Source organism: Agromyces mangrovi, from assembly GCF_030296695.1.
GTDB lineage: Bacteria > Actinomycetota > Actinomycetes > Actinomycetales > Microbacteriaceae > Agromyces > Agromyces mangrovi.
In genome coordinates this window covers 1289123-1312307 of the sequence record NZ_AP027737.1, presented here as the reverse complement: position 1 = coordinate 1312307, position 23185 = coordinate 1289123, and the positions used below count along the sequence as shown (strand labels likewise).

At 71.8% G+C, this 23185-nt stretch carries 27 protein-coding genes and 2 pseudogenes; 15 read left to right on the top strand and 14 right to left on the bottom strand.

Annotation, left to right across the window (positions count from 1 at the left end; translation table 11 throughout):
- Positions 1-295: 295 nt before the first annotated feature.
- Positions 296-778, bottom strand: coding sequence for an acyl-CoA thioesterase (locus tag QUE38_RS06250; protein ID WP_286310766.1), 483 nt, complete (start codon positions 776-778; stop codon positions 296-298).
- Complete coding sequence (locus tag QUE38_RS06245; RefSeq protein WP_286310764.1) at positions 775-1455, bottom strand: QsdR family transcriptional regulator; 681 nt, start codon at positions 1453-1455, stop codon at positions 775-777. The genes QUE38_RS06250 and QUE38_RS06245 overlap by 4 nt, the downstream gene beginning before the upstream one ends.
- Positions 1456-1582: 127 nt before the next feature.
- On the opposite strand from QUE38_RS06245, the gene QUE38_RS06240 reads away from it, so the two are divergent.
- From QUE38_RS06240 to QUE38_RS06225, 4 genes are all read left to right on the top strand, one after another.
- Positions 1583-2785, top strand: coding sequence for an acyl-CoA dehydrogenase family protein (locus QUE38_RS06240; protein WP_286310762.1), 1203 nt, complete (start codon positions 1583-1585; stop codon positions 2783-2785).
- A 91-nt stretch (positions 2786-2876) separates the two neighbouring features.
- Entirely contained in the window at positions 2877-4100 is a 1224-nt protein-coding gene (locus tag QUE38_RS06235) for an acetyl-CoA C-acetyltransferase (protein WP_286310759.1), read from the top strand.
- A gap of 56 nt (positions 4101-4156) precedes the next feature.
- A complete protein-coding gene (locus QUE38_RS06230; protein ID WP_286310757.1) occupies positions 4157-4405 on the top strand; it encodes a type II toxin-antitoxin system Phd/YefM family antitoxin in 249 nt (82 codons plus the stop codon).
- On the top strand, positions 4402-4668 hold the full coding sequence (locus tag QUE38_RS06225; protein ID WP_286310756.1) for a Txe/YoeB family addiction module toxin: 267 nt from the start codon (positions 4402-4404) through the stop codon (positions 4666-4668). Before QUE38_RS06230 ends, QUE38_RS06225 begins: the two co-directional genes overlap by 4 nt.
- Here QUE38_RS06225 and QUE38_RS06220 read toward each other — a convergent pair.
- The 5 genes and pseudogenes from QUE38_RS06220 to QUE38_RS06200 all read right to left on the bottom strand — a co-directional run bounded on the left by QUE38_RS06220 (position 4662) and on the right by QUE38_RS06200 (position 8224).
- Positions 4662-5165 carry an AAA family ATPase gene (locus QUE38_RS06220; RefSeq protein WP_286310755.1) on the bottom strand — a complete coding sequence of 168 codons (504 nt, stop codon included), beginning with the start codon at positions 5163-5165 and terminating at the stop codon, positions 4662-4664. The two genes, QUE38_RS06225 and QUE38_RS06220, sit on opposite strands and share 7 nt — an antisense overlap.
- A gap of 71 nt (positions 5166-5236) precedes the next feature.
- Positions 5237-5689: a prevent-host-death protein gene (locus QUE38_RS06215; protein ID WP_286310754.1), complete on the bottom strand. Its 453-nt coding sequence runs from the start codon at positions 5687-5689 to the stop codon at positions 5237-5239.
- A 147-nt stretch (positions 5690-5836) separates the two neighbouring features.
- Positions 5837-6313 carry a MaoC family dehydratase gene (locus QUE38_RS06210; protein WP_433996950.1) on the bottom strand — a complete coding sequence of 159 codons (477 nt, stop codon included), beginning with the start codon at positions 6311-6313 and terminating at the stop codon, positions 5837-5839.
- Positions 6310-7062 carry an SDR family oxidoreductase gene (locus QUE38_RS06205; protein ID WP_286310753.1) on the bottom strand — a complete coding sequence of 251 codons (753 nt, stop codon included), beginning with the start codon at positions 7060-7062 and terminating at the stop codon, positions 6310-6312. The genes QUE38_RS06210 and QUE38_RS06205 overlap by 4 nt, the downstream gene beginning before the upstream one ends.
- A gap of 51 nt (positions 7063-7113) precedes the next feature.
- Positions 7114-8224, bottom strand: a pseudogene (locus tag QUE38_RS06200) (alcohol dehydrogenase catalytic domain-containing protein).
- Positions 8225-8330: 106 nt separating this feature from the next.
- Between QUE38_RS06200 and QUE38_RS06195 the strand changes: the two are divergent.
- From QUE38_RS06195 to QUE38_RS06165, 8 genes and pseudogenes are all read left to right on the top strand, one after another.
- The gene (locus QUE38_RS06195; RefSeq protein ID WP_286310752.1) at positions 8331-8678 is read left to right on the top strand and encodes a hypothetical protein; all 348 of its coding nucleotides are present in this window, start codon (positions 8331-8333) and stop codon (positions 8676-8678) included.
- A 133-nt stretch (positions 8679-8811) separates the two neighbouring features.
- Positions 8812-9432 (top strand): DMT family transporter, encoded by a 621-nt coding sequence (locus tag QUE38_RS17485; RefSeq protein ID WP_350227582.1) that lies wholly within the window; start codon positions 8812-8814, stop codon positions 9430-9432.
- Entirely contained in the window at positions 9333-9848 is a 516-nt protein-coding gene (locus QUE38_RS17480) for a DMT family transporter (protein WP_350227580.1), read from the top strand. Before QUE38_RS17485 ends, QUE38_RS17480 begins: the two co-directional genes overlap by 100 nt.
- A gap of 44 nt (positions 9849-9892) precedes the next feature.
- Positions 9893-10239: pseudogene (locus QUE38_RS06185) on the top strand (chorismate mutase).
- Positions 10236-11162: an SDR family NAD(P)-dependent oxidoreductase gene (locus QUE38_RS06180; protein ID WP_286310751.1), complete on the top strand. Its 927-nt coding sequence runs from the start codon at positions 10236-10238 to the stop codon at positions 11160-11162. The pseudogene QUE38_RS06185 and the gene QUE38_RS06180 overlap by 4 nt, the downstream one beginning before the upstream one ends.
- A 5-nt stretch (positions 11163-11167) precedes the next feature.
- A complete protein-coding gene (locus tag QUE38_RS06175) occupies positions 11168-11419 on the top strand; it encodes a hypothetical protein (RefSeq protein WP_286310750.1) in 252 nt (83 codons plus the stop codon).
- On the top strand, positions 11416-11835 hold the full coding sequence (locus QUE38_RS06170) for a pilus assembly protein CpaE (protein WP_286310749.1): 420 nt from the start codon (positions 11416-11418) through the stop codon (positions 11833-11835). Before QUE38_RS06175 ends, QUE38_RS06170 begins: the two co-directional genes overlap by 4 nt.
- Before the next feature lie 141 nt (positions 11836-11976).
- On the top strand, positions 11977-12504 hold the full coding sequence (locus QUE38_RS06165; protein WP_286310748.1) for a hypothetical protein: 528 nt from the start codon (positions 11977-11979) through the stop codon (positions 12502-12504).
- A 12-nt stretch (positions 12505-12516) separates the two neighbouring features.
- On the opposite strand, the gene QUE38_RS06160 is transcribed toward QUE38_RS06165, so the two are convergent.
- Positions 12517-13134 carry a GIY-YIG nuclease family protein gene (locus QUE38_RS06160; RefSeq protein ID WP_433996949.1) on the bottom strand — a complete coding sequence of 206 codons (618 nt, stop codon included), beginning with the start codon at positions 13132-13134 and terminating at the stop codon, positions 12517-12519.
- 243 nt (positions 13135-13377) lie between these two features.
- Between QUE38_RS06160 and QUE38_RS06155 the strand changes: the two genes are divergently transcribed.
- A complete protein-coding gene (locus QUE38_RS06155) occupies positions 13378-14469 on the top strand; it encodes a fatty acid desaturase family protein (RefSeq protein WP_286310747.1) in 1092 nt (363 codons plus the stop codon).
- A 202-nt stretch (positions 14470-14671) separates the two neighbouring features.
- Here QUE38_RS06155 and QUE38_RS06150 read toward each other — a convergent pair whose 3' ends face one another.
- Positions 14672-15205 (bottom strand): NUDIX domain-containing protein, encoded by a 534-nt coding sequence (locus tag QUE38_RS06150; protein ID WP_286310746.1) that lies wholly within the window; start codon positions 15203-15205, stop codon positions 14672-14674.
- A 4-nt stretch (positions 15206-15209) separates the two neighbouring features.
- Entirely contained in the window at positions 15210-17525 is a 2316-nt protein-coding gene (purL, locus tag QUE38_RS06145) for a phosphoribosylformylglycinamidine synthase subunit PurL (protein ID WP_286310745.1), read from the bottom strand.
- A gap of 305 nt (positions 17526-17830) precedes the next feature.
- Here purL and QUE38_RS06140 point away from each other — a divergent pair, with 305 nt between their 5' ends.
- On the top strand, positions 17831-19189 hold the full coding sequence (locus QUE38_RS06140) for a mechanosensitive ion channel family protein (RefSeq protein WP_286310744.1): 1359 nt from the start codon (positions 17831-17833) through the stop codon (positions 19187-19189).
- 67 nt (positions 19190-19256) lie between these two features.
- Here QUE38_RS06140 and QUE38_RS06135 read toward each other — a convergent pair whose 3' ends face one another.
- Entirely contained in the window at positions 19257-19718 is a 462-nt protein-coding gene (locus QUE38_RS06135; protein WP_286310743.1) for a DUF3817 domain-containing protein, read from the bottom strand.
- Positions 19719-19836: 118 nt separating this feature from the next.
- Between QUE38_RS06135 and QUE38_RS06130 the strand changes: the two genes are divergently transcribed.
- Positions 19837-21153, top strand: coding sequence for a mechanosensitive ion channel family protein (locus QUE38_RS06130; RefSeq protein ID WP_286310742.1), 1317 nt, complete (start codon positions 19837-19839; stop codon positions 21151-21153).
- A 21-nt stretch (positions 21154-21174) separates the two neighbouring features.
- Here QUE38_RS06130 and QUE38_RS06125 read toward each other — a convergent pair whose 3' ends face one another.
- From QUE38_RS06125 to QUE38_RS06115, 3 genes are all read right to left on the bottom strand, one after another.
- Positions 21175-21549, bottom strand: a complete 375-nt coding sequence (locus tag QUE38_RS06125; RefSeq protein ID WP_286310741.1) for an SHOCT domain-containing protein — start codon at positions 21547-21549, stop codon at positions 21175-21177.
- Between the two features lie 37 nt (positions 21550-21586).
- Entirely contained in the window at positions 21587-22015 is a 429-nt protein-coding gene (locus QUE38_RS06120) for a DUF6325 family protein (protein ID WP_286310740.1), read from the bottom strand.
- 88 nt (positions 22016-22103) lie between these two features.
- Positions 22104-23057: a DUF389 domain-containing protein gene (locus tag QUE38_RS06115; RefSeq protein ID WP_286310739.1), complete on the bottom strand. Its 954-nt coding sequence runs from the start codon at positions 23055-23057 to the stop codon at positions 22104-22106.
- Positions 23058-23185: the final 128 nt, after the last annotated feature.

Genomic DNA, 23185 nt, shown 5'->3' with positions numbered 1-23185 from the left:
GCGAGGGGGCCGCGTCGGGGGAGTCGCCGTCGAGAGCGTCACCGCCGAGCAGGTCCGGCCGGTGGTCGGCGAGCCAGGCGCGCAGCGCGACCGGGTCGACCCCGGCGGGTGCGGCCGCGTCGACCGCCGCCGCGGTACGGGTGCCGCGCTCGGCGGTGGGCGCCAGTGCTTCGTCCACGTCTCGTCCTCCCGGCCGGGCCGCGTCGTCGCGGGATCCCGGTGTCGAGAGACTAGCATACCGCCCGGTCGGTTTTATTGTGAGCGACGTGTGGCGACCCCGCGCCGCCCCACTCGCTCAGGGCGACTCGGCGGGCGCGACGAGCTCGCGCTCCATCGCGGCCCGCAGCGCCGCCGGCACCGGCGTCGGTCGCCGCGACTCGCGGCCGACGAACACGTGCACGAACTTCCCGGTCGCGAGCAACTCCGCGTCGGATGCCCGGAAGATGCCGGTCTCCCACGTCACGCTCGACGTGCCCAGGCGTCCGATGCGCACGCCGACCTCGAGCACGTCGGGGTACGCGCCCGACGCGTGGTAATCGCACGACGAGCTCACGACGAGCGCGATCGCGTCGCCCTGCTCGATGTCGAGCCCGCGCGCGATCATCCACGCGTTCACCGCGCTGTCCATCGCCGCGTAGTAGACGACGTTGTTCACGTGCCCGTACACGTCGTTGTCGTTCCACCTCGTCGGGAACGACGCCAGGTGGCCGTAGTCGGCTGGGCGAGGCATCCGCTCGCCTGTCGTCGTGCCGGCACGTGCCGGGCGTTCGGCGCTCATCGCCCGAGCACCAGCGCGAACGCGTCGCGCGCCTTCGCGGCGTCGGGCTCGTCGCCCGTGATGAGGTCGGCGTAGATGAACGACTCGGCGATGCGCGCGAGCAGGTACGCGAGGTCGGCGGTCGGCAGCGGCGGCGTGTAGGTGCCGCGCACGGCCTCCTCGTCGATCGCGGTCTCGATGACGACGCGCAGCCGGCGCTGGATCTCGCTGTCGGCGGTAGTCAGCAGCCGCAGCGCGCGGGCGGGCTCGCGGGTGAGGAAGGCGCGGAAGTAGTCGGCGTCGATCAGTGCGTCGACGAACGCGCTCAGCAACTCGACGAGCCGCGCGGGGCCGTGCAGCTCGGGGTGGTCGGCGCGGTCGAGGGTCGGGATCGCGAGCGACCAGAGCACCTCGCTGAGCAGCGCGTCGCGGTTGCCGACCCAGCGGAACAGCGACGTGCGGTCGACGCCGAGCTCGGCCGCGAGCGCGCCCATGTCGATGCGCGACCCGGCGATGAACTCGTGCCGGGCGGCGCGGAACGCCCGCAGCGCGTCGGCGTGCGGTTCGCCCGACATGCCGAGCCGGTCGGAGAGCCGGGTCGGCACGGCGCGCACGGCCACGAGCCCGAGACGAGGGGCGGATGCCTCGTCGGCGGCCGGTTCCGCGGGCCGTGTGCCCGGGGCATCCGTCGTCGTCATCGCCGCTCCTCTCACCGGTTCGCAGCCCCACTGTAACCCGGCGGCTGGACAAGTGTGCAACAATCCGTAGAATGTTGCACGCCCCGACCGGGGATGCACCGACGACGCTGTCGAGAGGACGCCGACGATGACCGACCAGATGACCACGCTGACCGAGACCCCGCTGCTCGCGGCGGACTTCTACGGGTTCCAGTCGACGCTCACGCCTGAGGAGCAGGCGTCGATCGGCCGCATCCGCGCCTTCCTCGAGGAGGAGCTGAAGCCCATCGCCGACGAGTACTGGGACCGCGCCGAGGGTGCCGTGCACCTGATTCCCCGGTTCGCCGAGCTCGGCGTCTTCGGCGCCGCCTGGCCCGAGACCCGCCAGTTCGAGAACAGCGAGCTGTACCGGGCGTGGGTCGCGCTCGAGATCGCGCGGGTCGATCCGTCGAGCTGCACCCTCGTGGGCGTGCACAACGGGCTCGGCATGACCTCGATCGCCGTCGGGGGCTCGGAGGAGCAGAAGGCCGAGTGGATGGGCCCGATGGCGCGCGGCGAGGTCATCGGCGCGTTCGGGCTCACCGAGCCGGGGCACGGCTCCGACACCGCGCGCGGGCTCGAGACCACCGCCACGCGGCGCGGCGACGAGTGGGTGCTGAACGGCGCCAAGCGCTGGATCGGCAACGCGACCTTCGCCGACATGGTCATCATCTGGGCGCGCGACACCGCCGACGACCAGGTCAAGGGCTTCATCGTGCGCACCCCCGCGATCGGGTTCAGCGCGACCAAGATCGAGCGCAAGCAGTCGCTGCGCGGCGTGCAGAACGCCGACATCGTGCTCGAGGACGTCGTCGTGCCCGAGCGCGACCGCCTGCAGCGCATCGACTCGTTCCGCGACCTCGCCGTCGTGCTGCGGCTCACCCGCGCCGGCGTCGCCTGGCAGGCCATCGGCGTCGCCGTCGGCGCCTACGAAGCCGCGCTCGCGTACTCGAAGGAGCGCGTGCAGTTCGGCAAGCCGATCGCGTCGTACCAGCTCACCCAGGAGAAGCTCGCCACCGCCCTGTCGAACATCACCGCGTCGATCGCGATGTGCGTGCGGCTGGCCGAGCTGGAGAGCGAGGGCGAGCAGCACGACCACCACTCCGCGATGGCCAAGGCGTTCACGACCAAGATGATGCGCGAGACCGTGGCGCTCTGCCGCGAGATCGCGGGCGGCAACGGCATCCAGCTCGACCACGGGCTCGCGCGGTTCTTCGCCGACGCCGAGGCCGTCTACACGTTCGAGGGCACGTACGACATGAACCAGCTCATCGTCGGGCGCGCCATCACGGGCATCGCGGCGTTCCGCTGAGCGTGCATTCAGTGGCATCCGTCACCCTTGACCCAGACCCCGCAGGCGCGGTCGCCGGCCTGCGGGAACCCCGATCCGAAGGAGCATCCGCATGACTGAAGCAGTGATCGTCTCGACCGCCCGCTCGCCGATCGGGCGCGCCCGCAAGGGGTCGCTCGTGAGCATGCGCGGCGACGACATGGCCGTGCAGATGGTCGCCGCCGCCCTCGCGAAGGTGCCCGAGCTCGACCCGCGCGAGATCGACGACCTCATCATGGGCTGCGGGCAGCCCGGCGGCGAGCAGGGCATGAACATCGGGCGCGTGGTCGCGGTGCTGCTCGGCATGGACCACGTGCCCGGCACGACCGTGAACCGGTACTGCTCGTCGAGCCTGCAGTCGACGCGCATGGCGTTCCACGCGATCAAGGCGGGTGAGGGCGACGTGTTCATCTCGGCGGGCGTCGAGGCCGTGAGTCGCATGGGCATCGGGTCGTCGGACTGGATTCCGGGGGCCGAGCTGGAGAACCCGCTGTTCGGGGAGGCCGTGGCGCGGTCTGCGCGGTCTGCCGAGGGCGGGTTCGAGTGGCACGACCCACGCGAGGACGACCTGCTGCCCGACGTGTACATCGCGATGGGGCAGACCGCCGAGAACGTGGCGCAGCTGACGGGCGTCTCGCGCGAGGAGCAGGACGAGTACTCCGCGCTCAGCCAGAACCGGGCCGAGCAGGCGATCGCCGATGGATTCTACGCGACGGATATCACGCCGCTGACGCTGCCCGACGGGTCGGTCGTGTCTGCCGATGACGGGCCGCGGCCGGGAGTGACGGTCGAGGCGCTCGCCGGGCTGCAGCCGGTGTTCCGGCCCGACGGCACGGTGACCGCGGGCAACGCGTGCCCGCTGAACGACGGCGCTGCGGCGCTCGTGGTGATGAGCGATGCGAAGGCTGCTGAGCTGGGGCTGACGCCGCTGGCGCGCATCGTGTCGACCGGGGTGACCGGGCTGTCGCCCGAGATCATGGGGCTCGGGCCGGTGGAGGCGAGTCGGCAGGCGCTGTCGCGCGCCGGGCTGACGATCGACGACATCGACCTCGTCGAGCTGAACGAGGCGTTCGCGGCGCAGGTCATCCCGTCGGCGCGTGAATTGGGCGTCTCGTGGGACAAGCTCAACGTGCACGGCGGCGCGATCGCGGTGGGGCATCCGTTCGGCATGACCGGTGCGCGCATCACCTCGACGCTGCTCAACGGCCTGCGGGCGCGCGACGCGCAGTTCGGCCTCGAGACGATGTGCGTCGGCGGCGGCCAGGGCATGGCGATGGTGGTCGAGCGGCTGAGCTGAGGGTGCGCCGGGCGCCTCCTGAGTGGTACCATATCTCGTACCACTGAGGAGGAGTCATGGCCATCACCACGAGCGAGGCGCGCCGCGATCTCTTCGGTCTGATCGAGCGCGTGAACCTCGATCACACCGAGGTCGAGATCACGTCGAAGCGCGGTTCCGCGGTGCTCATGTCCAAGGCGGAATACGACTCCCTGCTCGAGACCACCTACCTGCTCCGCTCCCCGGAGAACGCCCGACGCCTCATCCGGGCGATGGAGCAGGCGCGCGATGGCGAGGTCACCGAGCACGGACTGCAGGAGCAGTGACGGCGCGGAAGCTCGCCTGGACCGCCGACGGCTGGGACGACTACCTCTACTGGCAGACGCAGGACCGCAAGACCCTCAAACGCATCAACCTGCTCATCGAGGACATACTGCGGGATGACCCGTTCGAGGGCGTCGGCAAGCCCGAGCCGCTCAAACACGCGCTGGCCGGAGCATGGTCGCGGCGCATCGACGAAGCGAACCGCCTCGTCTACACGGTGACCGAGCAGTACGTGATCGTGCTGCAGGCGCGCTACCACTACTGAGGGGAACGGCCGCCCGCGTCAGGCGCGGCCGAGGATGCGCGCGACGATGTGCTCGGGTGACTCGTCGGGGCCGATGCGCTGCTCCTCGACGAAGTCGAGCGGTTGCCAGCCGTGGTACCAGTCGCGCATCTCGTCGGCGCCGAACTCCGAGGCCAGGGGCGCGTCGCGTGCCGGCGGGCGGTCTCGTCGAAGTCGAGGTCGAACGCGAAGAAGCGGGCGTCCGTCGCGTGCGCCGCGATGCGCTCGATCATGTCGCTGTAGTGGTGCGTGCTGAAGATGCCCTCGAGAATGACGTGGTCGCCGCGGCCGAGGCAGTGGACCGCCGCGAGCTCGAGCAGTTCGGCGTGCGCCATGCTCTCGTGCTCACGCTCGCGGTAGACGATGCGGCGGAAGTGGTCCTGCCCGAGGTTGGCGGCCGGTCCGTCGAGCTCGGCCTGCAGCAGGCGCGCGACGGTGCTCTTCCCCGACCCCGAATTGCCTCGCAGCACGATCAGCACAGTGGGGAGACTAGCGCCGCCGGGGCGGGACTGCGCTACTTGGTGGCGTTGGGGTGGCGCGTGTGCACCCGCTACGGCCGGGTGACGGGTTCTGCTGTGGCTTCCCAGTCGACCGGGCCGCTCACGAGTCCGCCCGCCACGGCGAGTGCGGTCTCGCGCCAAGCGGTCAGCTCGGCGATCGCGAGATGGGCCTGGTTCGTCGCGAACGAGGCGCGTGCTGCCCGTACGAGGTCGTCCGCACAGGTCGCCTGATCGGCCGGGTCGAGTGCGAGCATCCACGGCAGGCGGTCGGCCATGCGCTCCGCGAGGGTTCCCTCGTCGTCGATCGCGGTGCCGATGATCTGCGCCGCGAGCTGCAGCAGCGACTCGCGAGCGTCGGACTCCCGCTGCGACATCAGCACCAGGGACTCCCCGTCACGCCGGGTCACCCGAATCGGGTGCTCGACGGCTGCCGCGAACACCCTGCTCGAGTGGCGGCTCAGATCAGACGACTGGAAGGTCTCGGGCGAGGGCGCGGTCTGCATGCCGCGATCCTATTCAGAACACGTTCTGAACTCAACCTGCGGCGCCCCCAGTATCAGCCAATCCGCCGAGTCGTCATGAAGTGTCGTTATTCATGTCGGGATTCCGGCACTTCATGACGACTCGGCGGATCAGGGACGGCGGAGCAGTCAGAGGGCGGGGCGCGGCACCACGAGCGTCAGCCACTGGGCCGCGAGCGCGGGCGTCTCCGACTCCTCGATCTCGACGGTGAGGTCCTGCGTCACGCGGACGCCGGATCGCCCTGGCGTGGCATCCGTCACCTGCCCCACCACGCGCACGCGCGAGCCGACCGTCACCGGCGCGAGGAAGCGCACCCGGTCGAAGCCGTAGTTCACGCCCATCGCGACGCCGCGCACGTCGAGCAGCGGCGAGGCGAGCGCCGACAGCAGCGACAGGGTGAGGAAGCCGTGCGCGATGGGCGCGCCGAACGGGCCGGCCTTCGCGCGCTCGACGTCGACGTGGATCCACTGGTGGTCCTCGGTCGCGCGGGCGAACTCGTCGATGCGGGCCTGGTCGACGGTGAACCACTCGCCGGGGCCGAGCGGCACGGGTGCGGCGGCGACCGCCTCGACGAGCGCGGCGAGGGAGTCGAAGGTCGCGGTCACGAGGTCGGCCCTCCCGCCACGTACAGCACCTGGCCCGAGCAGAACCCGGCCTCCTCGGAGCAGAAGTACGACGCCGCGGCCGCGATGTCGTCGGGCACGCCCGCGCGCTGCACCGGGATCTGTTGCACGGTCGCGGCGACGAACTCGTCGAACGGTACGCCGATGCGCTCGGCGGTCGCGCGGGTCATGTCGGTCTGGATGAAGCCCGGCGCGATCGCGTTCGCGGTCACGCCGTAGCGGCCCAGCTCGATCGCGAGGGTCTTCGTGAAGCCCTGCATGCCGGCCTTCGCGGCCGCGTAGTTCGCCTGCCCGCGGTTGCCGAGCGCCGACGTGCTCGACAGGTTCACGATGCGCCCCCACTTCGCCTCGACCTGGTGCGCCTGCACCGCGCGGCTCATGAGGAACGCGCCGCGCAGGTGCACCTGCATCACCAGGTCCCAGTCGTCGTCGGTCATCTTGAAGAGCAGGTTGTCGCGCAGGATGCCCGCGTTGTTGACCAGGATCGTCGGCGCCCCGAGCTCGTCGGCGACGCGGGCGACGGCGGATGCCACGGCGGCGGAGTCGGACACGTCGGCGCCGATGCCGATCGCGCGGCCGCCCGCGGCGGTGATCGCGTCGACGGTCTCGGCTGTGGCATCCTCCAGCAGGTCGATCACGGCGACGGCGTTGCCGTCGGCGGCCAGGCGGCGGGCGACGGCGGCGCCGATGCCGCGGGCCGCGCCGGTGACGATCGCGATGCGTTCGGTCATGGGGTTCCTCTCGGTGGGTGTGGTGGTGCGGGTGGTCAGGGACTCAGGGCGTCACGGCCGGATGAGCTGCCGGAGCACGTGCCCGCCGGCGAGGGCGTCCATCGCCTCGTTCACGTCGGCGAGCGCGACCTCCCCGAGACGAGTTGCTCGACCGGCAGCCGGCCGGCGCGCCAGAGGTCGACGTAGCGGGGGATGTCGCGCGACGGCACCGACGAGCCGAGGTAGCTGCCGACGACGGTGCGCGCCTCGGCGGTGAGGGTGAGCGGCGTGATCGTCGAGGTCGCGTCGGGGCGCGGCAGGCCGACGGTCACGGTCGTGCCGCCGGGTGCGGTGGCTGCGAACGCTGTCTCGAAGGCGCGCGGATGCCCCGCCGCCTCGATCACGGCAGGCGAGCGGATGCCTCGGGCGGCCAGCTCCTCGGGCGTGTACGCCTCAACGGCACCGGCGTCGCGGGCTGCCGCCAGCTTGTCGGGCAGCGCATCGACGCCGATCACCGGATGCCCGAGCGCGACCGCGACGAGCAGCGCTGCCATGCCGACCCCGCCGAGCCCGACCACCATCACCTGCTCGCCCGGCGCCGGCCGCGCGGCGTTCAGCACGCCCCCGCCGCCGGTGAGCACCGCGCAGCCGAGCAGCGCGGCCGCGTCGGGTGGCACGTCGGCGTCGACCGGCACGACGGAGGCGCGGTCCACCACGGCGTGCGTCGCGAAGGCCGAGGCGCCGAGGTGGTGGTGGAGGTCCTGCCGGCCGGCAGGGCCGGTGCGGTGCAGCCGTCGCTCGCCGCCGAGCAGCGTGCCGGCGGCGTTCGCGGCGCTCCCCGCTCGCACGGCAGGCGGCCGTCGGTCGCGCAGCCCGGGCACGTGCCGCATCGCGGGAGGAAAGTGAGCACGACCCGGTCGCCCGGCGCGAGGTCGTCGACCGCGTCGCCGGCGACCTCGACGATGCCGGATGCCTCGTGCCCCAGCACCATCGGCGTGGGTCGCACGCGATTCCCGTCGACGACCGACAGGTCGGAGTGGCAGATGCCCGCCGCCTCGATGCGCACCAGCACCTCGGTCGGGCCGGGCCCGTCGAGCGAGACCTGCTGCACCGTGAGCGGGCGCGAGGCGGCGAACGGCCGGGGACGATCGCATGCCTCGAGCACGGCTGCCGTGATCTCCATCGCGCCTCCCGGTCTGCGCCGGACCTCCGTCGGACCGGCGCGGGTTCCTAACATACCGAACAGTCGGAATGTTCGCACGTCGGACCCCTCGCCTATTCTGCATAGTGTGCAACGACAGCCCGACGCTCCGCGGCGGCGCGACGCGCGCGCGGGCGAGGGCATGGCCCCCCGCGAGGAGCGGCTGCACGTCGCACGGCACGTCGCGGGCGACCCGCGCCAGGCGCGGCACCGGGGCGAGGCCGACGTGCGGCGCGATGCGTCCTCCGACGCGCGCGGCTCCGATGCATCCGACTCCGCCCGCCGGCGTGAGGAGCGCACGCGCGTGCGCCGCTCCGTGATCCGCGACGCAGGGCTCCACGGCTACGAGGAGCGCCCCGCCCTGCCGGCCGCACCGCGCGGCCGCCGCGGCCGTCGGGCGCGCGGCGACGAGGGCACCGACCACACGATCGGCTGACGCGCGCCGAGCCGAGCCGAGCCGGGGGCGAGCGGCTGCGAGTGGCATCCGTTCCTGCCGACCATCGGCGGAATCCGGACATCGCGTCGCCCGGCCCACGCGAGTCGCCCGAACCGCGAGTAGCGTCCGATCCGTGACACACGGCAACACCGGGGCGATCGCACAGGCCCCCTCCGAACTGCGCGCCGCAGCGGCATCCGCCCCCGCCCCTGGCCCCGGCCGACTCTCGGTCGTGCTCCAGTTCATCGGCATGGGGCTCATCTGGGGCGCGAGCTTCCTGTTCATGAAGGTCGCGCTCGACGGCGTGAGCTACTCGCAGGTCTCGTGGTCGCGGCTCGTGCTGGGCGGGCTGACCCTCGCCGTCATCGTCGCCGTCATGCGACCGCGCGTCGGCGCCGGCCCGGTGCTGCCGCGCGAGCCCATCGTGTGGGTGCACTTCACGGTGATCGCGATCACCTTCTGCGTCATTCCGCACACGCTGTTCGCCTGGGCGGAGCAGTACGTCACGTCGAGCCTCGCGTCGATCTACAACGCGGTCACGCCCATCGCGACCGCGCTCATGGCCACGCTCGCGTTCCGCGTCGAGCGCCTGAGCGCCCTGCGCTGGGCCGGTGTCGGCGTCGGCGTGATCGGCGTGATCGTCATCATCGGCCCGTGGCAGGTCTCCTCGGCGGCGAGCTCGCCGGCCAGCTCGCGTGCCTCGGCGCGGTCGTCTGCTACGGGTTCAGCCTCGGCTACACCAAGAAGTTCCTGAGCTCGCGGCCCATCGCCCCGACGACCTTCGCGTTCCTCAACATCGGCATCGCGGGGCTCATCATGGCGCTGCTCACGCCCGTGGTCGCGTGGCAGCCGGTCGACCTCGACACGACGATCGTGCTCAGCCTGCTCGCCCTCGGCGTGCTCGGCACCGGGCTCGCCTACATCTGGCAGGTCAACGTGCTGCGCGCGTGGGGGCCGACCGGCATGTCGACCGTCACCTACGTCACGCCCGTCGTCGGCGTGGTGCTCGGCGTGCTGCTGCTGCAGGAGCGGTTCGGCTGGCACGAGCCGGTCGGTGCGCTGCTCGTGCTCGCGGGCATCCTGCTCGCGCAGGGCCGGGTCGACGCGCTGCTCGCGCGGCGGGCGGTCGCCGGAGGGCCCGCTTCGCCAGCAGCGCAACCCGGCCGTTGACACCCGAGGCGGGGCATCCAGCCCGACTCGCTAGGGTCGTGTGCATGGCTGAGATCCGTCCCGACGACCAGGCTGCCGCGATGACGGAGCTCTTGGGCATTCGCTCGAGCATCGACAACATCGACGCGGCGCTGATCCACCTGCTCGCCGAGCGGTTCAAGTTCACGCAGAAGGTCGGCCGCCTCAAGGCCGAGCACGGCCTCCCCCGTCGGACCCGGAGCGCGAGAAGCGCCAGATCGCCCGCCTCCGCGCGCTCGCCGTCGACGCACACCTCGACCCCGCGTTCGCCGAGAAGTGGTTCAACTTCGTCGTCGCCGAGGTCATCCAGCACCACGAGCAGATCGCGGGCGAGTCGACGGATGCCTCGAGCCGGCCGGGCACCGACGCATGAGCTGGTACCCCGTGGCGCTGCCCCGCCTCGACCGGCGCACCTTCCTCGTCACCGGCGCGAACGCCGGCCTCGGGTTCTTCACGAGCGCCCGGCTCGCAGGCCAGGGGGCGCACGTCGTGCTGAGCGGGCGGAACCCGGAGCGGCTGGCCGCGGCCGTGGCGGCGCTGCGGGAGCGGCTGCCGGAGGCATCCGTCGACACCCTCGTCATGGACACGTCGTCGCTCGCCTCGGTCGGCGCCGCCGCGTCGCAGGTGCAGGCGTTCGACCGCCTCGACGGACTCGTGCTGAACGCGGGCATGGTGCACACACCCCGAGCGCGGGAGGAGTCCGCCGATGGCAACGAGCTCGTGCTCGCCACCAACCACCTCGGGCACTTCGCGTTCGTCGCGCAGGTGCTTCCGGTGCTCGAGCGGTCGGATGCCGCGCGCATCGTCTGGCTCGGCTCGCTGTCGTCCCGGCTCAGCGGGTTCGGCATCGACGACCTCCAGCTCGAGCGACGCTACGACGCGTGGACGGCGTACGCGCACTCGAAGATCGCGACCCAGTCGACCGGCTTCGAGCTCGCGCGCCGACTCGGGGCAGCGGGGTCTCCGGTCGCGAGCATCGTCGCGCACCCCGGCTACTCGATCAGTGGGCGCACCCCGCGCGTGCCCGGGGTCAACGCACCCTCGACCGGCGAGCGCTTCGCCGACCACCTGCAGTCGCCGTTCACGCAGGGCAAGCACCGCGGTGCCGAGCCCGTGCTCGTCGCGGCGACGTCGCCCGACGCGCTGAACGGCGACTACTGGGGCCCGATCGGCTGGACCAAGGGCGCGCCGGTGCGCCAGGTGCCGACGCGCACGTCGACGGATGCCGCGGTGGCGGCGCGGCTCTGGCAGCTGTCGGAGCAGTGGGCCGGCGTCACGATGCCCGTGGGCGGGTGAGCCCCATGGGGGAGGAACCGGGATCGCTGGGCGGTCGGCTCTGGTCGGCGACGAAGCGACGCGCCGCCGAGGTGTTCGTCGTGGTGGGCGCGGTCGTGGTCGTGCTCGCGCTCGTGACCTCGCGGTTCGGGTTCATCCTGGTCGGGCTCATGGTCGTCGTGATCGGCGCAGGGCTGCGGGCCCGGGTGACGCGCGGGCGCGAGCCGGACCCCGAGCCGAAGCGTCGGTGGTGGTGCCGGGGGAGCGAGGCGTCGTGATCAGCCGCGAGCTGGCGCTCGAGTTGCGGGAGGCGGGGCTGACCTGGCATCCGTCGTCTGGCGACCGGTTCCAGCTCGACCTCACGAGCGACGTCGAGCCCGAGGTCGAGGCCGACGTCTTCACCGTGAGCGAGATGACGATCGAGCCGCACGACTACGCGACCGGCACCATCCTCGGGTTCAACGGCACGACCGAGTGGGCGCTCGACTCGGTCGACCTGGCCGACGCCGTCTGGCTGCCGCGCGAGGAGCAGCTGCGCGACCTGCTGCGCGCGACCTTCCGTGCACTGCGGCGGCTCGACGACGCGTTCGAGGTCGAGATCGAACTGGCGGGCGAGCGGCTGCGCTTCGAGCACCCCGACCCCGCCGAGGCCTACGGCATGGCGCTGCTCGAGCTGGTCGGCCGCACGCGCTGAGGGTTCTCGGCACCTCCCGGTCCCCGAGGGCGGACTCTCGAGTCGTCATGAAATGTCGCTATCCGGGTCACCGAAGCGACATCCCATGACGACTCGGCGAGGGTCGTCGGGCGGGCGGAGACGGCGACGTACGATCGGGCCATGTCGGATGCCGCGGACGCCGCGATCGTACGGGCGCGCGGCGCGCTCGTGGCCGCACGTGAGGCACTCGTTGCTGCCGACGCGCGAGACGAGGCGCTCGCCGTGTTCGAGCCGTCGCGCCGTGTGCTCGGCATCGCGCGGAAGCCGAAGATGCGCCCGATCGGGCGGGTCTGGCGCCTCGGCGTACTGCTCATAGGCACCGACGGCACGCTGCACGCGACCGGTGAGGTGACGCGCGCGACCCCGCCCGGCCGCGCCACGTTCCAGGCGAACTCCGCCGAGGTGCGCCGCGTCTACCGCGCCGCCGCGTTCGAGGGCCCGTTCGCGCGCGACGAGACCGTCAACTTCCACACCCGCGAGCTCGCGCTCGACGCCTCGACGCTCGCCGCGTCCGACGGCCCGCTCCTGCTCCGCGACGGCGAGCTGCTCGTGCGCTGGAACCCGTCGTTCGACGACGCCGTCATCCCGTTCGACCGCTACCTCGCCGATCGCCTCGAGCTCCTCCTCGACCCGCCCGAGGGCGCCTGAGCGGTCGGGTCGTTACGCGCCGCGGAGGGCGAGCGCGGCGCTGACCCAGCGGGCGTAGACGTCCCACGGGTCGTCGACCCCGGCGCGGAGCGCCGCCACATGCGCGTCGAGCTCGGCGTGCTGCTCGAACCACTCGGTACCCGGGATGCGGTGGGCGGCGAACTCCCCGTGCCTGCGCTGTTCCAGCGCCCGCCCGCCGCGCTCGAACGCGAGCACCTCGTCGTACGGCAACGCCTGGAACCGCCCGCGCGGGTTCGCGGTCGTGCCGATCTTCACTCGGTCGTCGAACCGTAGGTAGTACACGACCTCCACGCGCGGCGGGGCGGCGTCGCCGTCGGGTACGTCGCCGGCCCGCCATTCGCACGTCGCGCAGACCCACCCCGACGGGTACCGCACGCCCACCCGGCCGCCGCACGCACGGCACGGCCCGGGCAGCAGGTCGGTCACGCCCACGTCGCGCGACACCCAGTCGTACGCGAGGAGCAGGTGCCGCGTGCAGAGCGGCACCGGGGCACCCGGCTCCGCCATGCGGTCGCACGCGCGGCCCGAGGCATCCGCCGCCCTGCACCCGACCGAGCTGCGCTCTCCCACGCCGGCACCACCCACGCCGTGCTCGCCCTCGCCACCCATGCGCGCACCCTACGACGGCCCGCCGACGCCACGCGCGTCGCGCCACCCGGGCTCGAAGGCGTACTCCCGAGCCGGGCACCCGCCGAGGCTGGGAATCGCGGGTGCATCCGTCGCCATCCACCGTCGTCGACGTACGCTGAAACCAGTGGACCGCCGAAGTCGGCGCACCCGTGACGATGCGGCCTCCACGACCCCGATGCGGGAACCGGTTCGATATTCGGCACCCGCGAGGAGGTGGGGTCGATGAACGCCAACCCGACTTCGGCGCTCGAGGCGCCGCGACCCGATCGGACGCCCGCGAACAGCGACTTCACCGACCTGGCCCGGATCATGCGCGGCGAGGGACTGCTCCGCCGCCGCTACGGCTACTACTGGACGAAGCTCATCGCCGTGCCCGTCGTCATGGCCGCCGCGATCACCGGCTTCGTGCTGGTCGGCGACACCTGGTGGCAGCTGTTCACCGCAGTGCTGTTCGCGTTCCTGTTCACCCAGGTCGCGTTCCTCGGGCATGACGCCGCGCACCGGCAGATCTTCCGCTCCGGTCGGTGGAACGACTGGATCAGCATCATCCTCGGGTCGCTGTTCATCGGCATGAGCTACGGCTGGTGGCAGCACAAGCACACCCGCCACCACGCCAACCCGAACCGCATCGGCTCCGACCCCGACATCGAGTTGCCCGTGATCGCCTTCACGCCCGACCAGATGCGGCGCCCGCGCCCTGCTCCGCTGCAGTGGCTCATCGCGCACCAGGGCGTGTTCTTCTTCCCCATCCTGCTGCTCGAGGGCATCTCGCTGCACGCGTCGAGCGTGCGCCGGGTGTTCGTGCGCGAGCACCTCGCACGTCGCGCCGCCGAGGCCGGCCTGCTCGCCGTGCGGCTGCTGGGGTTCCCCGTGTTGGTGCTGCTCGTGCTCTCGCCGGGCAAGGCGGCCCTCTTCCTCGCGGTCGAGCTCGGCCTGTTCGGCGTCTACATGGGCATGTCGTTCGCGCCGAACCACAAGGGCATGCCGCTCGTGCCGAAGAACCTGAAGCTCGACTTCCTGCGTCGCCAGGTCATGATGAGCCGCAACATCCGCGGCTCGCGCGCGATCGACTTCCTGATGGGCGGGCTCAACTACCAGATCGAGCACCACCTCTTCCCATCGATGCCGCGCCCGCATCTGCGCCGGGCGGCGCCGATCATCGCCGAGTACTGCCGTGAGAAGGGCGTGCCGTACGTGCGCACCGGGCTCTGGCAGAGCTACGGCATCGTGCTGCGCTACATCAACCGCGTCGGCCTGGGCGAGCGCGACCCGTTCGAGTGCCCGCTCGTCGCGCAGCGCTCGGCCATCGGCTGAGCGCGCCGCGTCCGGCGTGTGCGAAATGTAGGACGACACATCGGCGGACGGCCGCGAGCCCGGTGTGTCGGCAGGAAAGTCCTACGTTCGGCCCACACGGCCGGGTCCGGCGTGTGCGAAATGAAGGACGACACGCCGGCCGACGACCGCGAGCCCGGCGCGTCGGCGAGGATCTCCTACGTTCGGCACACGGGCCGGGCGCTCAGAACCCGAACGGGGTGATCGCGGTGAGCGTGCCGTCGCGGAGCCCCTCCAGCACGGCGCGCTCGTGGTGCACCACGCGATCGGGCAGCGCGGCGAGCGGGAACCACTCGAGCGCGTCGGCGGTCTGCTCCTGCAGCGACGGATGCCCCGCCCAGCGCCGGCACGAGAACGCGAAGTCGACCCGCTGGTCGGCGGCCGCATCCGACCCCGCCCTGCGGTGCAGCGTGGTCAGGGGCACCAGGTCGGATGCCTCGAGGCCGACGCCGATCTCCTCGGCCGCCTCGCGCACCGCCGCGTCGACCGCCGACTCCCCCGGGTCGACGTGCCCCGCCGCGGACGCGCCCCACCAGCCGTCGTAGAACCCGGTGCCCGCCCGCCGCTGCAGCAGCACGCGCTCGCCGGAACCGGAACCGGAACCGGAACCGGCGAGCAGGAACACGTACGCCGCCGGCACGAGCGCGAACCGCCCGTGCGCCGCCGCGTACTCGGCCGAGTACCCGCGCGGTCCCTCGTCGGGTTCCGCGCCGGCCATCGCCTCAGTACCCGACGACCGGGCCGAACGCGTCGGCCAGCGGCGCGCGGTGCGTGCCGCGCAGCTCGTCGATCGACACGGTGAACGCGTCCTGCACCTCGAGCGAGCCCGACGCGGCATCCGTCACGCCGATGCGCGCGACCGGGTAGTCGCGGCCCTCGCACAGGCCGCGGAACTTCACGTCGTCCTCGCGCGGCACGGTCACGATCACGCGGCCCTGCGACTCCGAGAAGAGGGCGGATGCCACGTCGACGCCGTCGCGGTCGAGCACCTCGCCGAGCACCACGCGGGCGCCGATGCCGAAGCGCAGCACGCCCTCCGCCAGCGCGGCGGCGAGCCCGCCGTCGGAGAGGTCGTGCGCCGAGTCGATGAGACCCTCGAGCGACGCCGCGCGCAGCAGCTCGGCGAGGCGCTGCTCACCAGGCAGGTCGACCACGGGCGGGGTGCCGCCCAGGTGGTCGTGCACGACGCCGGCCCAGGCCGAGCCGTCGAGCTCCTCGCGCGTGATGCCGAGCAGGTAGATGTTGTGGCCGTCGTCCTGCCAGCCCGACGGGATGCGGCGGGCGACGTCGTCGATCACGCCGAGCACGGCGACGACCGGCGTCGGGTGGATCGGCACGTCACCGGTCTGGTTGTAGAACGAGACGTTGCCGCCGGTGACGGGAATCGCCAGCTCGAGGCATCCGTCTGCCAGCCCCTCGACGGCCTGCTTGAACTGCCACATGACCTCGGGGTTCTCAGGCGAACCGAAGTTCAGGCAGTCGGAGACGCCCATGGGTACGGCGCCGGTCGCGGCGACGTTGCGGTACGCCTCGGCCAGGGCGAGCTGCGCGCCGGCGTACGGGTCGAGCTGGCAGTAGCGGCCGTTCGCGTCGGTCGCGACCGAGACGCCGAGGCCCGACTCCTCGTCGACGCGGATCATGCCGGCGTCGTCGGGGGAGGCGAGCGCGGTGTTGCCGAGCACGTAGTGGTCGTACTGGCTGGTCACCCACGAGGCATCCGCGAGGTTCGGCGAGCCGACCAGCTGCAGGAACTGCGCGCGCAGCTCGTCGGGCGAGGTGGGCCGGGGCAGCGCGGTGGCCGAGTCGGCGTTCAGCGCCTTCAGCCACTTGGGCTTGCGCACCGGTCGGTCGTAGACCGGGCCGTCGACGGCGACCGTGCGGGGGTCGACGTTCACGATCTCCTCGCCGCGCCAGGTGATCGACAGGCGCCCGGTGTCGGTGACCTCGCCGAGCACGCTCGTCTCGACGTCCCACTTGCCGACGACCTCGAGGAAGCCCTCGAGCTTCTCGGGCCGCACGATCGCCATCATGCGCTCCTGGCTCTCCGACATGAGGATCTCCTCGGCCGTGAGCGTGGGGTCGCGCAGCAGCACCTCGTCGAGCACGATCGACATGCCGCCGTCGCCGTTCGACGCGAGCTCCGAGGTCGCGCACGATATGCCGGCCGCGCCGAGGTCCTGGATGCCCTCGACCAGGTCGCCGGCGAACAGCTCGAGGCAGCACTCGATGAGCACCTTCTCGGCGAACGGGTCGCCCACCTGCACCGCGGGGCGCTTGGTGGGGCCGCCTTCGGCGAAGGTGTCGGATGCGAGGATCGACGCGCCGCCGATGCCGTCGCCGCCCGTGCGGGCGCCGAAGAGCACCACCTTGTTGCCGGCGCCCTTCGCGTTGGCGAGGTGCAGGTCCTCGTGGCGGAGCACGCCGACCGCGAGCGCGTTGACGAGCGGGTTCGCCTGGTACACCGGGTCGAACCAGGTCTCGCCGCCGATGTTCGGCAGGCCGAGGCAGTTGCCGTAGAACGAGATGCCGCTCACCACGCCGTGCACGACGCGGGCCGTGTCGGGGTCGTCGATCTTGCCGAAGCGCAGCGCGTCCATCACGGCGACGGGGCGTGCGCCCATCGAGATGATGTCGCGCACGATGCCGCCGACGCCGGTCGCGGCGCCCTGGAACGGCTCGATGTAGCTCGGGTGGTTGTGCGACTCGATCTTGAACGTGACCGCCCAGCCCTCGCCGATGTCGAGCACGCCGGCGTTCTCGCCCATGCCGACCATGAGGTGCTGGCGCATCTCGTCGGTGACCTTCTTGCCGAACTGGCGCAGGTACTTCTTCGACGACTTGTACGAGCAGTGCTCGCTCCACATGACCGAGTACATGGCCAGCTCACCGCTCGTGGGGCGCCGCCCGAGGATCTCGCGGATCTGGTCGTACTCGTCGGGCTTCAGCCCGAGCGCGGCGTACGGCTGCTCCTTGTCGGGGGTGGCGGCAGCGTGCTCGACGGTGTCGAGGGTGGCCGTGGTGGAGACGGTATCGGTCACGTGGGAGACTCCCGGAACGAGCGGATGCCGGGGGCGGATGCCGCGCCGGACGCTGACGCGTCGATCCTACCGCCGACGCGCGCGAACGCCGGTGTCGGGCGGCTGGCGCCGGGTGCCCGCGACTCGCCCGCGCGACCGCTCACGGCGCGCGCACAACCGGCGTGCAGCGCGCGTTCAGCGCGGTTGGTTAGGGTGAGGATCAGCATGGCGGCGGTGGCCCTACGGCCCCGCCGTTCGTCGTGTCCGCAGGGTGCGGGCGCGTGGCGCCCGCAGCGCGCGGGGCCGGAATCGATCGGAGGTGTCGCATGGAGTGGTTGCAGTCGGTGTTCGCCGACTTCCAGTGGAGGTCGTGGATCGGGCTCCTGCTCGCCGTCGGCATCTCCATCGGCGCGAGCATGGTGTTCAGCTGGCTCGTGCAGGGTGGCATCCGCTTCGTCGCCAATCGCGACGACTGGCCCGCGATGCTCGCCCGCCGGCTCACCCTGCCGCTGCGCGTGACCGTCTTCCTCGTCGGCGGCTTCGTCGCGCTCGCCGTGACGATGCCCGAGCGCGAGTGGCGTGCCGCCGCCGAGCACGGCCTGAAGATCGCGCTCATCGCGAGCGTCGCCTGGCTGCTCGGCTCGCTCGTCATGTTCGTCGCCGACCTGTCGACCGCGCGCTACCCGCGCGACATGGACAACCGGCACGTGCGCCGCCTGCACACGCAGCTCCAGGTCTTCCAGCGCGTCGCGATCGTCATCATTGCCGTGGTCGCCGTCGGCGCCATCCTGCTGACCTTCCCCGACGTCCAGACGATCGGCGCCTCGATGCTCGCGTCGGCCGGCCTCGCGTCGATCGTCGCCGGCCTCGCGCTCCAGTCGGTGCTCGCGAACCTGTTCGCGGGCATGCAGCTCGCCATCACCGGCGCGATCCACGTCGACGACATCGTGGTCGTCGAGGACGAGTGGGGTCGCATCAAGCGCATCACCCTCAGCTACGTCGTGGTCGAGGTGTGGGACTCGCGCACCCTGGTGCTGCCCTGCACGTACTTCACGACCCAGCCGTTCGAGAACTGGACCAAGGAGGGCAACGAGCTCCTCGGCACCGTCGACTTCGACCTCGACTGGCGCGTCTCGACCACGCGCATGCGCGAGCGCCTCGAGCAGATCACCGCGCACTCCGACCTGTGGGACGGCCGCACGTCGATCCTCCAGGTGCTCGACGCGGTCGGCGGGCTCGTGCGCATCCGCTGCGTGATCAGCGCGGAGGACGCCGCGAAGCTCTACGACCTGCGCTGCCTCGTGCGCGAGAAGCTCGTGCTCTGGGTGCAGGCCGAGAACGCCGCCGCTCTGCCGGTGCAGCGCTTCGAGTACGTCGACCCCGAGGCCCCCGCACCGCTCGTGCTCACCGAGCCGATCGCGGTGGTCGACAAGGCGGTGGATGCCGCCGAGGGCATGTTCTCCGGTAGCCCCGAGGCCGAGGAGCGGGCCGCCGTGTTCACGCAGACGCTCGACGTCGAGGCGGTCGAGCGCGAGCTGGCGCACGAGTTCGGCTACACGGGTATCGACCGCGAGCGGGAGCTCGTCGCGTCGACCGGTGCGATCCACAAGATCGCGGGTCGCGGTGGGGAAGGTGCCGACTACGGCTCGGCCGACGGCGGTTCGGGCGGCGAGGGCGGTCGCTAGGCGAACTGCGGCGAGCGGATGCCACGCTGACGCGAGCCGCGCCGCGCTCGGTCGCTGACGCGACTCGCTACGAGCGGCCCCCGGGCGGGCCGATCACGAGCAGGGCGCTGAACACGACCGCGACGCCGACGACGCCGAGCACGACCGTCGTCACGGGGCGCGCGAGCGCGAGGCGCAGCATCCGCTCGACCCACCGCTGATCGCGCGGGTCGTCGCCGGCCTCGCGTCGCCACGCGCCGTCGAGCCGGCCCGTGCGGTCGGCCCAGATATCGAACGGAATCGTCGCGTACGGCACGATCGCCGAGACGAGCCCGACGAGCGTGACGCCCCAGTGCCAGCGCTGGTTCACGGCGACGACCACGACGCACACCGCGTAGGCGAGGAACACGAAGCCGTGCAGCCCGCCGCCGATCGAGATGCCGAGGCGGGTGCCGTCGAAGCCGTACGCGATCACCATGCCCGCGATCAGCAGGGTCCAGGTGATCGCCTCGGCGATCGCGAGCGTGCGGAAGAGGATGCGCGGGGTCACGGTGCTCCAGGGGTCGGGTCCTCCATCCTCGCACCCCGCGCCTGCACAGGGGATTCGGGCCGGGCGGCGGTGGTGCCTAGGCTGGGACGGCACCCGACGCACGCGACGGAAGGACCGCATGGACGACCTCACCGACACGGACGAGTTCACCACCCTGGCCGAACTCGACGGCTGGACGCACCTGTGGGCGTTCCTCATCGCCCTGGGCATCTCGCTGCTCTTCGGCGTGATCGTGATCGTGATCGCCCGGGTGATCCTCGCGCTGATCCGCCGCAAGAAGGACTGGCCCGAGGCGCTGCGCAAGCGGGCCGAGTGGCCGTTCCGGGTGACCATCCTGCTGATGTCGCTGATCGTCGCGTTCGTGTTCTTCCCGATCGACGAGTGGGTCTCCGAGATCATCCATTGGCTGGGCATCGCGCTCATCGCGTCGGGCGCCTGGCTCGCCTGCCAGATCTTCCTCTTCCTCATCGACACGGGCGTGAAGCGGTACCGCATCCAGGAGACCGACACGGTGCAGGCGGCACGCATCCGCACCCAGCTGCAGATCGTGCGCCGCCTGGTGGTGGCCGTGATCGTCGTCGTCGCGGTCGGCTCGATCCTCGTGACCTTCCCGTCGGTGCGCGCGGTCGGTGCGAGCGTGCTCGCCTCCGCGGGCATCGCGTCGATCGTCGCCGGCCTGGCCGCGCAGACGGTGCTCGGCAACGTGTTCGCGGGTGTGCAGCTCGCCTTCAGCGACGCGATCCGCGTGGGCGACGTCGTGGTCGTCGAGGGCGAGTGGGGCCGCATCAACCAGATCACGCTGAGCTACGTCGTCGTCGACATCTGGGACCAGCGCTCGCTCGTGCTGCCCTGCACGTACTTCACGAGCCAACCGTTCGAGAACTGGACGAAGACCGGCAAGGCGCTGCTCGGCACGGTCGAGTTCGACCTCGACTGGCGCGTCTCGACGACGGGCATGCGCAAGGAGCTCGACAAGGTGCTCGCCGAGACCGACCTGTGGGACGGCGTGGCGTCGGGCATCCAGGTGACGGATGCCACGGGCGGCTACATGCGCGTGCGCGTGCTCGTCAGCGCCGAGGACTCGGCCAAGATGTGGGACCTGCGCTGCCTCATCCGCGAGGAGCTCTCGGAGTGGATGCGCGACGAGGACCGCGACGCCCTGCCGCTGCAGCGCGTGCTGGTCGGCAACACGGATGCCCCTGAGCCCGGCGAGGCCCCCGCGGAGCGTGCGCAGCGGGTGGCGCAGGACCGCACCGGCCTGTTCTCGGGCACGCCCGAAGCGCAGGCGCGCGCCGAGGCGTTCACCTCGAAGATCGAGATCGTCGACCCCGAGCGGGTGCGCATCATCGACCCCGACGCGCCCAAGGGCGGCGACCCGACGGGGTCCGAGCATCGCGACGGCGACGCCGACGGGGAGTCCGAAGGCTCCCGCTGAGCCGTTCGCCGCGCGCGGCGGTCAGCCGAGCAGCTTGGCCTTCGCGGCGGCGAACTCGGCGTCGCTGAGGATGCCGGCGGCCTTCATGTTCGCGAGCTTCTCGAGTTCGGCCATGAGGTCGCCGCCACCGCCCGCGGGTGCCGCCGCCGGAGCCGGCGCGGGCGCCTGCTGCGCCTGCAGCGCGTTCAGCTGCGCCTGCATCTCGGCGACCTGCGCCTGCGACTGCTGCTGTTGCTGCGCCGCCATCTGCTCCTCGGCGGCCTGCTGCTGCTGCGCGTTCCACCGGTTCGCCTGGCGGTGCTGCACGCCGCCGGCGACGGCGCTCGCCGTGCCGGCCACGACGGCGGTGCGCGCCATGGTGCCGATGAGTCCCGGACGTCCGATCCTGCCTCGCATGGTCTCTCCCCTGTTTCCGGCCCGCGTCGGCGGGCGCTCAGTCCTCGTCGGGCACGGTCGCGAGGATCTCGTCGACCACGGGCCCGGGAATGCGGATGTTCTCGACGAGCGTGCCGCCCGCGGCGGTGATCGCGTCGCGCAGCGGGATCACCCAGGTGTGCTCGAACACGAGGATCGCGGCGGCCGTGCCGGGGGCGATGCCCGCGGTGAGGTCCTCGACGTCCTCGTCGGACACGAGCCCGTCGACCCGGTCCATCACGCCCGCCAGCGCGGCGGCCTCCTCGTCATCGGAGACCTCGGCGATCTCGATGAGCTCGACGTCCCCGTCCTCCGACTTCCGCGCGAAGAGCCCGTCGACGATGCTGACGGTGCCCGCGGCGACGAGCCGCTCGAGCTCCGGGAGTATCGCCCCGGTGAACTTCCCCGTGAACTCGAAGACGACGATCTCGATCGGTCCGGATGCCATGACGTTCCCCTCGTTGTCGATGCTCCGCTGCCGAGCCTATTGACGGCGAATGGCCGGGGCAAGGGCGAGTTCGCCGCGAGGCATCCGCTCAATCGTCGAAGTCGACCGAGGTGCCCTCGACGAGCCGTACGGAGACGTGCGTGGTGTCGATGCCGGCGTCGTCGAACGCCTGCTGCAGGTCGTCGGTGTCGGGTGCGGGCGAGGGGCCCTCAACCTGTGCGACGAGCGTGTCGTTGTGCCAGGTGACCGACGTGACGACCCAGCCGGCGGGGTGCGCCCACTGCTGCAGCTCGTGCTGCACCTGGCTCGCGAGCAGGTTGTCCTGGAGCTTCACGATGCCCGACAGGCTGAGGATCACGAGGATCGCCGCGCCCATCGTGGAGAGCACGATGATCGTGCTGCGGCGGCTGCCGGAGCGCACGGCATCGACGCGCGCGTTCGCGCCGACGCGGCTGCGCCCGTAGATCGACATGACGAACATGCCCGTGCCGATCATCGCGGAGACGTTGGTGAGGAACAGCACGAACGAGCCGAAGGCGTCGTTCCAGGCGCCCGACTCGAGGGTGACGCCGACGACCGACAGCGGCGGCACGAGCGAGATCGCGATCGCGACGCCCGGCAGCGTGTCGGAGATGTCGCGCCGCACGAGCGCGATCGAGCCGACGGCACCGGTTGCGAGCGCCGCGAGCAGGTCGACGAGGCCGGGCGACGAACGCGCAGCGACCTGCGTGTTGTTCGTCGCATCGATGTCGTAGATCATGACGAGGCCGAGCAGGAACCCGATGCCGACCGCGACGAACGAGCCGCCGATGAGCAGCACCAGCGCGCGCCGCAGGTTGAGGCGGTCGCCGAGCACGCTCGCGAGCATCACGCCCTGGATCGGGAGCATGAGCGGCGCGACGATCATCGCGCCGATGACGGTCGCGGTGGAGTCGGCGACGATGCCCGCGGCCGAGATGACCGACGACAGGATGAGCAGGATCCAGTACCGGCTGACCTTGCGCTGCCGCTCCGGCCCGGCGAAGAAGACCGCGTCGCGCATCTCCCCGAGCTCGTTCAGCTCGGACCGCTGTCGCTCCCCAGACGCCATCGGATGCCCCCAATGGCCCCGATCGTACGCCCCCGCACGCGCCGCTGGCCAGCGCGCCGCGTGCCCGCCCGCGCCGCTAC